Genomic DNA, 11,224 nt, shown 5'->3' on the forward strand with positions numbered 1-11,224 from the left:
CCGTGTATTGTGTTTGCTCAGATTGCTGTCTTCGCAGCACTGATTTCGTTATTTACCGAGGTGATATACCCTTTATTTATAATGACTATATGTCATGATTTTCATTGCTTAAATTGATATATTCACAAGATAGTGATGCAATTTATGCAACGTACTGACTAAAACATAATCCCCTGAGAGGTTGTGATGGATATCCGGGAACTCAGACTGTTTTTACATCTTGCGGAGAGCTGCCATTTCGGCAAAACCGCGGCTGCCATGTATATCAGCCCGTCGACACTCTCACGGCAGATCCAGCGCCTGGAAGAATCCCTCGGGCATCCGCTGTTTCTGCGGGATAACCGCACTGTTCAGCTGACAGCCGCCGGTGAACAGCTGAAAAAATTTGCGCAGGAAACGGTGCTGCAATACCAGCAGCTGCAACATGCGCTTAATCACCAGAGCCCGTCACTGACCGGTGAATTACGTCTGTTCTGTTCCGTCACCGCCGCATACAGCCATCTGCCGCAGATTCTGGATCAGTTCCGGGCAGAACATCCGCAGGTGGAAATCAAGCTGACCACCGGAGACGCGGCGGATGCAGTGGAAAAAGTGCAGTCACAGGAAGCCGATCTCGGTATTGCGGGTAAGCCGGAAAAGCTGCCGGATAATGTCCGCTTTCACCAAATAGGCGAAATCCCGCTGTCACTGATAGCCCCCGCGCTGCCGTGCCCGGTCAGACAACAGGCGGTACAGCCGGTGCCCGACTGGGAAAATATCCCGTTTATCATTCCGGAGCATGGCCCGTCACGTAAACGGATTGATTTATGGTTTAAAACTCACCGGATTCAGGATCCGCAGATTTATGCCACGGTGTCCGGCCATGAAGCGATTGTGTCGATGGTGGCACTGGGCTGCGGTATCGCGCTGATCCCGAATGTGGTGGTGGAAAACAGCCCGGACGCAATCCGCAGCCGGATACTGCAACTCGATAATATTTCGATGGTCGCGCCGTTTGAGCTGGGTGTCTGCACACTGAACAAGCGGCTGCATGAGCCGCTGATCAGAGCCTTCTGGCAGTTACTGCCGCGCCACCCCGGATAACTGCGGGGCAAGAAAACGGGCAAATGCAGCATTGCCGGTTTCATCGCGGAAGTCATAGCCGAGTGCATTCAGATGCTGCTCAAACTGCACATCCCCTTCCTGTATTTCAAACGCCGCCAGTACACGACCATAATCCGTACCGTGACTGCGGTAATGGAAAAGCGTGATATTCCAGTGAGTACCGAGTGTTTCCAGGAATTTCAGCAGTGCGCCGGGCGCTTCCGGGAATTCAAAACTGAACAGCCGCTCCTGCAATGGTGCTGACGGACGCCCGCCCACCATGTAGCGGACATGCAGTTTCGCCATTTCGTCATCGGATAAATCCGTCGCACTGAACCCGGCGGCGGAAAGGCCATCCAGAATCGTCTGCCGTGCACCCAGACCTTCATCGGCACGAACGCTGACAAATACCGATGCTTCATCTGAACTGCTGTAGCGATAGTTAAACTCTGTCACCACACGCGGGCCGAGTGCCTGACAAAACCGCAGGAAACTGCCTTTCTCTTCCGGGATCGTCACCGCGAACACGCCTTCACGCTGTTCTCCCAGCTCGCACCGCTCTGACACATAACGGAGCACATGGAAATTCACATTGGCACCGGACAGCACATGCGCCAGATTTTCTCCCTGAATATTGTGCTGCTGAATGTATTTCTTCATTCCCGCCAGCGCCAGTGCCCCGGAAGGCTCCGCCACTGCCCGCACATCATCAAACAGATCTTTCATGGCTGCACAGATGGCGTCACTGTCCACTGTGATCACATCATCCAGATACTGCTGACACAGACGGAAGGTTTCATCACCAATCCGTTTGACTGCCACACCTTCGGCAAACAACCCGACTTTCGGTAATTCGACCGGATGTCCGGCATCCAGCGCGGCTTTCAGACAGGCAGCCTCTTCCGCTTCCACCCCGATCACTTTAATATCCGGCATCAGGTGTTTGATAAATACCGCCACCCCAGCGGCCAGTCCACCGCCGCCGACCGGCACAAACACCCTGTCGAGCCGGGCATTCTGCTGCAGCAGTTCAAGGGCAATCGTAGCCTGACCGGCGATCACCGACGGATGATCGAACGGCGGGATAAATGTCATGCCGAGAGAGGTTGCCAGTTCAAGCGCATGCGCTTTAGCCTCATCAAAATTAGCGCCGTGGAGAACCACTTCACCGCCGAACCCGCGAACCGCATCTACTTTGATATCCGCCGTCGCCACCGGCATCACAATCAGGGCTTTCACCCCGGTTTTCCCGGCAGATAACGCCACGCCCTGAGCATGGTTTCCGGCTGATGCCGTCACCACGCCACGCCGTTTCTGTTCTTCTGTCAGCTCCGCAATCATGGCATACGCGCCGCGCAGCTTAAAACTGTGCACCGGTTGTCTGTCTTCCCGTTTCACTGAAATGGTATTGCCGAGCCGCGCGGACAGCTTCGGCATCAGTTGCAGCGGCGTAACCTGAGCGACATCATAAACAGAGGCGCTGAAGGCTGCTCTCACATACTCAGCCGCTGACGGCTGAGCAGACAATGGTTGTTTTGCGGTCATCCTTAACCTCCGAGTTTACTTTTATCCCGCACCGCGCCTTTATCAGCACTGGTCGCCAGCAGCGCATATGCGCGCAGTGCAAAAGAGACCTGCCGTTCACGGTTCTGCGGTGACCAGGCTTTTTCACCCCGGGCTTCTTCCGCCGCCCGGCGTGCTGCCAGAGTCTGCTCATCCACGTTCAGTGAAATCTGCCGTGACGGAATATCAATGGCGATAGTATCCCCGGTCTGAACCAGCCCGATCAGTCCGCCGTTGGCTGCTTCCGGCGAAACATGGCCGATGGACAACCCGGAAGTACCGCCGGAGAAACGTCCGTCAGTGATCAGCGCACAGCTTTTTCCCAGGCCCATTGATTTAAGATAGGTCGTCGGATACAGCATCTCCTGCATCCCCGGCCCGCCTTTCGGCCCTTCGTAGCGGATCACCACCACATCCCCGGCAACAACCTCGCCGCCCAAAATCGCTTTTACCGCATCATCCTGACTCTCATACACTTTTGCCGGTCCGGTAAAGGTTAAACTCCCCTCATCCACCCCGGCGGTTTTCACAATACAGCCATCTTCGGCAATATTGCCGGACAATACCGCCAGCCCGCCATCCTGACTGTAGGCATGGGTTTTGCTGCGGATACAGCCGTTTTCGCGGTCATCATCAAGGGACGGCCAGCGGCAATCCTGGGAGAAGGCTTTTGTTGTACGGATCCCGGCAGGCCCGGCGGAATACATCTGTTTTACCGCAGCATCTTTCGTCAGTGTAATATCATATGCCGCCAGCAATTCAGGCAGGGTCATCCCCAGCACATTGCTGACTTCCCGGTGCAGCAACCCGGCACGATCCAGTTCACCCAGAATACCGATAACCCCGCCGGCACGATGCACATCTTCCATATGGTATTTCTGCGTACTCGGCGCGACTTTGCATAAATGCGGCACCGCACGGGAGAGACGATCAATATCCGCCATGGTGAAATCAACCTCCCCTTCCTGCGCTGCCGCCAGCAGGTGCAGAACGGTGTTGGTTGAACCGCCCATGGCAATATCCAGAATCATGGCGTTCTCAAATGCCGCTTTGGTGGCGATATTGCGCGGCAGAAAACGGATATCATCCTGTTCGTAATATTTTTTGGTGATTTCCACAATCCGGCGTCCGGCACTGAGGAACAGATTTTTACGATCGGCGTGGGTTGCCAGCAGCGAGCCGTTACCCGGTTGGGATAAACCCAGTGCTTCGGTCAGGCAGTTCATTGAATTCGCGGTAAACATGCCGGAGCAGGAGCCGCAGGTCGGACAGGCCGAGCGTTCGATTTGTTCGCTGTCGGCGTCGGAGACATCGGGATTCGCCCCCTGGATCATGGCATCCACCAGATCCAGCTTGATTATCTGATCAGACAGCTTGGTTTTACCGGCTTCCATCGGACCACCGGATACAAAAATAACCGGGATATTCAGGCGCAGTGAGGCCATCAGCATCCCCGGGGTAATTTTGTCGCAGTTAGAGATACACACCATGGCATCCGCACAGTGCGCATTCACCATGTATTCCACAGAATCAGCAATAAGTTCGCGTGACGGCAGAGAATAAAGCATCCCGCCGTGCCCCATCGCGATCCCGTCATCCACAGCAATGGTATTGAATTCTTTGGCAACGCCACCGGCGGCCTCAATTTCCTCTGCCACCAGTTTGCCCAGATCCCGCAGGTGAACATGACCCGGAACAAATTGTGTGAATGAGTTAACAACCGCGATAATCGGTTTGCCGAAATCGGCATCTGTCATTCCTGTCGCACGCCATAATGCGCGCGCACCCGCCATATTTCGGCCATGTGTGGTTGTCGCCGAACGGTACTGAGGCATTGTAATCTCCCGTGTTTGCAAAAATCAGGCGGGGAACGACCCGCCTGTAAATCGGTTTCGTTATTATGGATTTACCGGATCTAACCAGCCCCATTTGTCTTCTGTTTTCCCGGTGAACAACCCGAAGAATGCCTGCTGGATCTCTTTGGTGACAGGACCGCAGCGACCAATACCCACCTGAATGCCGTCAACACTGCGTACCGGTGTAACTTCCGCCGCGGTACCGGTCATAAAGACTTCATCCGCCAGATAAAGTGATTCGCGGGATAGCGTCTGCTCGCGGATTTCATAACCCAGCTCTTTTGCCAGGGTCAGAATCGCATCACGGGTAATACCCGGCAGTGCGGAAGAGGTAAACGGCGGTGTGAAGATAATGTTATTTTTCACTTCAAACAGGTTCTCGCCTGCGCCTTCAGAAATATAACCGTGTACATCCAGTGCAATCCCTTCCTGATAACCGTGACGGCGGGCTTCACTGCCGACCAGTAACGAGGACAGGTAGTTACCGCCGGCTTTGGCTGCGGTCGGAATCGTGTTCGGTGCAGCACGGTTCCAGGATGACACCATCGCATCAATCCCGGCATCCAGTGCTTCCTCACCCAGATAGGCTCCCCACGGGAATGCCGCGATGATGACATCGGTTTTATAGCCCTGCGGCGGGTTAACCCCCATGCCGACATCACCGATAAACACCAGCGGACGGATATAACCACTTGAGAGGTTATTTTTGCGCAGCGTGGCGCGGCAGGCTTCCATTAATTCATCAACGGAATATTCCACCGGCATACGATAGATTTTGGCGGAATCATGCAGGCGTTGCATATGTTCGCGATGACGAAAAACGACAGGGCCCTTATGAGACTCATAACAGCGGATCCCTTCAAAAACAGAGGTTCCGTAATGCATGGCATGACACATAACATGCACTTTTGCCTCTGCCCACGGAACCATCTCATCATTGAACCAAATAAAATCAGCTTTTTTTGTCATTGTAATTTTCCTTTATACTGCACAGCTAATATGTTGATAATTTTGTGTATTTTTTGTGAGGACTTCGACATCCGCCACATCCGCCAGCTTAACTAACTGTGTACAGAGCAGCGCCGGCGACCGCAGGCTTGAAACTGTTAACTCAATGTTTACATTATCACCTTCGGAACCTTTCGCCAGATCCATTTTCATGGCGCAGACGTTAAATCCGCGGTGGCGGACAACCCGCAGAACCCGTTCCAGGATTTCCGGGCATGAACGAGCCTGAATGGCTAACTGATGCTGCATCATAATGCGCTCTCCAACATATGTTCGTTACCCGCGCCCGGCGGTACTAATGGCCAGACGTTATCTTCTTCACGGATGGCGACATGTAATAAATACGGGCCCTGATGGTGTAACAGGGTCTCAATTGCGGACGGCAGCGCGGATTTTTCCGTCACCCGCTGCCCCGGGATATCAAACGAGCGGGCCAGAGCAACAAAATCAGGATTGTCATCCAGCACCGTCTCGCTGTAACGTTTATCGAAAAACAGTTCCTGCCACTGGCGCACCATGCCGAGACGCTGATTATCCAGCAGCAGGATTTTGACCGGCAGGCGTTTGCGTTTGATGGTGGTCAGTTCCTGCACATTCATCATGAAAGAGCCGTCACCGGACACACACAGCACCGTTGCCTGCGGGCGGGCAATCTGTGCGCCGATCGCCGCCGGTAAACCAAACCCCATCGTGCCCAGACCACCGGAAGTCAGAAAATTTTCCGGGCCGTCAAAGGTCATATGCTGCGCTGTCCACATCTGGTGCTGACCGACATCCGTTGTCACCACACAATCTGCCGGTTTGGCTGCGGAGACCTGAGATAACAGCAGCGGTGCATAAATACTGTCACCGGCATGTGAATAATCCGGAGCATATTCCGCGTTCATGGCCTTCACCTGATGCTGCCAGGCCGATAATGACAGCGGCTGTGACAGCAGCGGCAGAACCTGTTTCGCATCACAGGCAAGAGAAACATGTGTCTGCCGTAATTTATCCAGCTCGGCAGGGTCGATATCCACATGGATCACCTTTGCATGCGGAGCAAATGCGTTCAGTTTACCGGTTACCCGATCATCAAAACGGGCTCCGACCGCAATCAGCAGATCCGCCTCCTGAACTGCAAGGTTCGCTGCTTTTGCCCCGTGCATCCCGAGCATCCCGAGGTAATACGGATAATCCGGAGATACCGCCCCCAGCCCTTTCAGGGTACTCACCGCCGGCATACCGGTTTCATCCAGAAACGCCCGCAGCTGTGCAACTGCGCCTGACATACCGACACCACCACCGGCATACAACACCGGCTTCCGGCTTTCCCGCATCAGCTGCCGTGCACGGGAGAGCGCCGTCGGTGACAGCGGTTCTGCATCATTCACCGGCAAAAAGTACGGGGTAAATTCACTAATCTGTAATTGAATATCTTTCGGGATATCAATGAGTACCGGCCCCGGACGCCCGCCTGCGGCAATCGCGAAAGCCTCGGTAATAATTCGCGGCAAATCAGTAATTGATTCAACCAGGAAGCTGTGTTTTGTGCATGACAAAGACAGCCCCAGCACATCGATCTCCTGAAAGGCATCCGTACCAATCAGTGATGAACCTACTTGTCCGGTGATGGCAACAACCGGTACTGAATCAAGCAGTGCATCCGCCAGCCCGGTGATAAGGTTTGTTGCCCCCGGCCCTGATGTTGCGATGCATACCCCTGTTCTCTGCCCTGCCCGTGCATAGCCGATTGCCGCCATAACCGCCCCCTGTTCATGACGGCAGAGCACGTGCTCCACACCACCGTCATACAGCGCGTCATAGACCGGCATGATCGCTCCGCCCGGGTAGCCGAACACAGTGTCAACGCCCTGTGTTCGTAGTGCCTGCACTAACCACTGTGCCCCGTTCATGTGTGACTCCTTAGTCCGCCGTTTTCTATCAGTGAAAAATCATAATTTTAAGGTTAAAAAAAACCCCGCGCCTTTCGGTGCGGGGTTCTCGTGAGATCCTGGCTCGTATCAGCCATTTTCGTATCCGAGTGCAGCCCCGCACGGTGGGATAATAATCACCACCACGCTCACGATAATTAGGCTGATAACCCGGACAATCTTATTCATGGATAAATTCTTCTGTCTGCCGTATTCAGTTGGTCTCTTTATTTTAGAGTTATCATGTTATCGAATTCCTGACAACGGCTATTTGCCTTTTTTTTAACAACAAGAATAAAAATCCATATAATTCAGCTAACTGCCTTTTTAATTAAAATATTTCACTGCCATTTACTAATCCGGCAACATCCTTCTCTGTCAAAATCGTCGCTTCCGGAACAACACCGGAAAAACAAAACATTCTCCGGTACAATTTACTTTTCCCCTCGCACGACGTCTCCTGAGTACGATGAAAAGCGTGACAGATTTTTTATTCTGAAACCCGGAAATTAATTCCCTGTTGTTCTGTTTTCCGCACAACACGCAGAACAGAAATCACTTTTATGCAACATACATAAAATCTGTCGATATACATTGTAAAAAACAGAATTTTGCTGCGAAATGATGCAAAAAATCACCATCATGATAATTCGTTTATGTAACTGCAGGATGACCTGATGTCATTTGCCATTGTTTATACCCGTGCCATGATCGGGACAGAAGCACCGCTGGTCACGGTCGAAGCACATATCAGTGCCGGGCTGCCCGGATTAACACTGGTGGGATTACCGGAAACCGCGGTTAAAGAGTCGAGGGATCGCGTCCGCAGTGCCCTGATCAACGGTGGATTTGAATTTCCGGCAAAGCGGGTCACGATCAATCTTGCCCCGGCTGATTTGCCCAAAGAAGGCGGGCGATATGACTTGCCTATCGCTGTTGCCATACTCTCAGCTTCAGAGCAAATAGATGCAAAATTAACAGAAAATTATGAGTTTTCGGGGGAGTTGGGCCTTTCGGGAGAACTCCGGTTCTGCCGCGGGATATTACCGGCAGTACTGGCTGCCCGTCAGTCCGGAAGACAGGCTGTGGTATCAAAACAGCATAATGATGAATTATGTATCCTGCCCGCAGGTTCGGCGTTGATGGCAGATAATTTACTGCAGATCGCTGCTTTTTTTCATCAGCAGCAGGAATTAAATGAAAACATCCATCTGACGGGAAAAACAGAAAATGATAGCGGTACAGGTATCGATGATATTACCGGACAGCAACACGCCAAACGGGTTCTGGAGATCAGCGCAGCCGGCGGGCACAATTTACTTCTGCTCGGCCCGCCCGGTACCGGAAAAACCATGCTGGCCAGCCGGCTGGGAACTCTGCTCCCGCCGTTAACCGCGCAGGAAGCTCTTGACGTGGCGATAATACGGAGCCTGACCCAAACCTCATCAGAACCCAATAAATGGCCTCAGCGTCCGTTCAGAGCACCACATCATACCGCATCCTCTGCGGCACTCACCGGTGGCGGCAGTATTCCGCTGCCGGGAGAAATATCACTGGCACATCACGGCATCCTGTTTCTTGACGAACTCCCTGAATTCTCCCGTAAATCCCTGGACTCCCTGCGTGAACCGCTTGAATCCGGAGAAATCATTATTTCCAGAGCCAAAGCAAAAGTATGTTTCCCTGCCCGTATACAACTCATTGCTGCGATGAATCCCAGCCCGACGGGCCATTATCAGGGCATACATAACCGCAGCGGCCCTCAGCAGCTTCTGCGTTACCTTTCCCGTATCTCAGGACCGTTTCTGGACCGGTTTGATTTATCGATTGAAGTGCCGATGCTGCCCCCCGGCACATTAAGCCGGACAGACAAAGATCCGCCGGTTCATGAGCAGGTAAAAGCACGGGTACAATCCGCACGCAAACAACAATACTGCCGTAACGGGCAGGGAAAACTGAATGCGGGACTGTCAGGCAAAGAAACAGAGGAAGTGTGTGCACTATCAGCACAGGATGCCCGTTTTCTTGAGGATTCCCTGACACAACTTAATCTGTCTGTGCGGGCATGGCACCGTATACTGCGCGTCAGCAGAACGATAGCTGATCTGCGGGATGAAGGAGGACAGGTGTCACGAAAAGATATACTGGAAGCACTCAGTTACCGGGTAATGGACAGATTAATCCATAAACTGCAGCAGGCGGTCTCTTAAAAAGAGAAAGGGGCACAAATGCCCCTTTTAACTTATTATTTCTGGTGATATTAATCATCTGTGTCGGTATAGTCTTCCGACGGATCGATCTGAGGTTTACCACCGGACAGCGTGTGGAAGCGTTTTGGTTTGCGAATACGCTCCAGATACTTAATCCACACTTTTTCTTCTGCTGTTTCCGGCATACGCTCACCACGGCATACAGAAACAAACTGTTTTTCTTCGTCCGTCTGGGGGGCGCGTTTACCCATATCCAGTTCGTTGAAAGCAAAACCATGGCGCTCAAGTAACTGAGCTTCTTTTATGGTGAAATGACCATGGCGTGAAAAACCACGAGGATAATGTTTATTATCAAAAAAACGATTAGTCGTGATAAAGCTTTCTGCCATCTGACACACTCCTAATTCTCTACTGACATACTCTTTATGGCGCGGAGTATTAGATAGCATTAGGATTCTGTAAAACAAAATATTTAAATCTTAACGACAAAAATTTTTGGAGATACCAGTGGATACAGAATTACTGAAAACCTTTCTGGAGGTCAGTAAAACCCGTCACTTCGGGCGTGCGGCTGAATCCTTATACCTTACACAATCTGCAGTCAGCTTTAGGATCAGACAGTTAGAGACAAATCTCGGGGCAAATCTTTTTACCCGCCACCGGAATAATATCCGCCTGACCGCAGCAGGCGAGCGGTTAGTACCTTATGCCGAAGCGCTGATCAATACCTGGCAACTGGCAAAACAGGAAATTAATCATGCCTCCGTACATAACCCGCTTTCCATCGGAGCGACGGCATCATTGTGGGAAGCTTGTCTGACCCCCTGGCTCGGACGGACCTACCAGTCACACGCAGATCTGCGCCTGGAGACCAGAATTGCATCCCGTCAGTCTCTGGTAAAACAATTACATGCACGCGAACTGGATTTACTGATCTCTACTGAGCAGCCTAAAATGGATGAACTGAAAAGTGAAATTGTCGGTGAAATCACACTTCAGCTGTTCAGCATACAGTCACTGACGGCAGAGAACTCTCCGGGTCTTATCCGCCTGGAATGGAGCGCCGACTTTCAGCAACATGACGAGGCCGTTTTTGCCCGCTGCCAGTCTCCGGTGCTGACAACATCGTCTGCTTTTCAGGCAAAACAATTATTGTCAGTAACATCATCCGTTGCGTATTTACCGGCACACTGGAAAAAAACGTTTCCGGAGCTGAAACCTGTGAATGATGACCTGATTACAAAGCCTCTGTATGCTGTCTGGTTGCAGAACAGTGATCAACAGGGGCTTATCGGGCAATTAATCGCAATACCGGTATAACACCGGTTACGGATGATTTTAAAGACAGGTAGTGCGGTAACTGTTGCATTGAAGGGAGTGGTCGCAAAAAAGAAAGGAAATTCGGCAGGATACAACACATAAGAAGGCGAAATTCAGATAATAAAAAACCCAGTTCATAACGAACCGGGCTATTAATAAATAAAGATCTTTAGTTATTACTTATCAAGTAAATGGCAGGGGCGGAGAGGCTCGAACTCCCAACACCCGGTTTTGGAGACCGGTGCTCTACCAATTGAACTACGCCCCTAAA

At 51.9% G+C, this 11,224-nt stretch carries 10 protein-coding genes and 1 tRNA gene; 3 read left to right on the top strand and 8 right to left on the bottom strand.

The annotated features are described in order from the left end of the window. The first annotated feature begins 186 nt into the window (after positions 1-186). Positions 187-1,083 carry an HTH-type transcriptional activator IlvY gene (gene ilvY, locus N7387_RS11180; RefSeq protein WP_186724571.1) on the top strand — a complete coding sequence of 299 codons (897 nt, stop codon included), beginning with the start codon at positions 187-189 and terminating at the stop codon, positions 1,081-1,083. On the opposite strand, the gene ilvA is transcribed toward ilvY, so the two are convergent. The 6 genes from ilvA to ilvL all read right to left on the bottom strand — a co-directional run bounded on the left by ilvA (position 1,060) and on the right by ilvL (position 7,612). Next, positions 1,060-2,628 (bottom strand): threonine ammonia-lyase, biosynthetic, encoded by a 1,569-nt coding sequence (gene ilvA / locus N7387_RS11185; protein ID WP_279798957.1) that lies wholly within the window; start codon positions 2,626-2,628, stop codon positions 1,060-1,062. The two genes, ilvY and ilvA, sit on opposite strands and share 24 nt — an antisense overlap. Before the next feature lie 2 nt (positions 2,629-2,630). Then, the gene (gene ilvD, locus N7387_RS11190; RefSeq protein WP_279798959.1) at positions 2,631-4,481 is read right to left on the bottom strand and encodes a dihydroxy-acid dehydratase; all 1,851 of its coding nucleotides are present in this window, start codon (positions 4,479-4,481) and stop codon (positions 2,631-2,633) included. Between the two features lie 63 nt (positions 4,482-4,544). Further along, positions 4,545-5,471 carry a branched-chain amino acid transaminase gene (locus N7387_RS11195; RefSeq protein WP_262860444.1) on the bottom strand — a complete coding sequence of 309 codons (927 nt, stop codon included), beginning with the start codon at positions 5,469-5,471 and terminating at the stop codon, positions 4,545-4,547. Between the two features lie 12 nt (positions 5,472-5,483). Further along, positions 5,484-5,762, bottom strand: coding sequence for an acetolactate synthase 2 small subunit (gene ilvM / locus N7387_RS11200; RefSeq protein WP_123567648.1), 279 nt, complete (start codon positions 5,760-5,762; stop codon positions 5,484-5,486). After that, a complete protein-coding gene (ilvG, locus tag N7387_RS11205; RefSeq protein WP_279798962.1) occupies positions 5,759-7,405 on the bottom strand; it encodes an acetolactate synthase 2 catalytic subunit in 1,647 nt (548 codons plus the stop codon). Before ilvG ends, ilvM begins: the two co-directional genes overlap by 4 nt. 108 nt (positions 7,406-7,513) lie before the next feature. Then, positions 7,514-7,612 (bottom strand): ilv operon leader peptide, encoded by a 99-nt coding sequence (ilvL, locus tag N7387_RS11210; protein WP_079549161.1) that lies wholly within the window; start codon positions 7,610-7,612, stop codon positions 7,514-7,516. Positions 7,613-8,100: 488 nt separating this feature from the next. Here ilvL and N7387_RS11215 point away from each other — a divergent pair, with 488 nt between their 5' ends. After that, the gene (locus N7387_RS11215) at positions 8,101-9,633 is read left to right on the top strand and encodes a YifB family Mg chelatase-like AAA ATPase (RefSeq protein ID WP_279798966.1); all 1,533 of its coding nucleotides are present in this window, start codon (positions 8,101-8,103) and stop codon (positions 9,631-9,633) included. Positions 9,634-9,683: 50 nt separating this feature from the next. Here N7387_RS11215 and N7387_RS11220 read toward each other — a convergent pair whose 3' ends face one another. Continuing rightward, the gene (locus N7387_RS11220; RefSeq protein ID WP_004234373.1) at positions 9,684-10,022 is read right to left on the bottom strand and encodes a DUF413 domain-containing protein; all 339 of its coding nucleotides are present in this window, start codon (positions 10,020-10,022) and stop codon (positions 9,684-9,686) included. 118 nt (positions 10,023-10,140) lie between these two features. Here N7387_RS11220 and hdfR point away from each other — a divergent pair, with 118 nt between their 5' ends. Next, complete coding sequence (gene hdfR, locus N7387_RS11225; protein ID WP_274371389.1) at positions 10,141-10,953, top strand: HTH-type transcriptional regulator HdfR; 813 nt, start codon at positions 10,141-10,143, stop codon at positions 10,951-10,953. Between the two features lie 192 nt (positions 10,954-11,145). Here the strand turns inward: hdfR and N7387_RS11230 are convergent. After that, a tRNA-Trp gene (locus N7387_RS11230) sits at positions 11,146-11,221 on the bottom strand. Positions 11,222-11,224 lie beyond the last annotated feature (3 nt).

The organism is Morganella sp. GD04133 (genome assembly GCF_029835375.1).
GTDB classification, from domain to species: Bacteria; Pseudomonadota; Gammaproteobacteria; order Enterobacterales; family Enterobacteriaceae; genus Morganella; species Morganella morganii_B.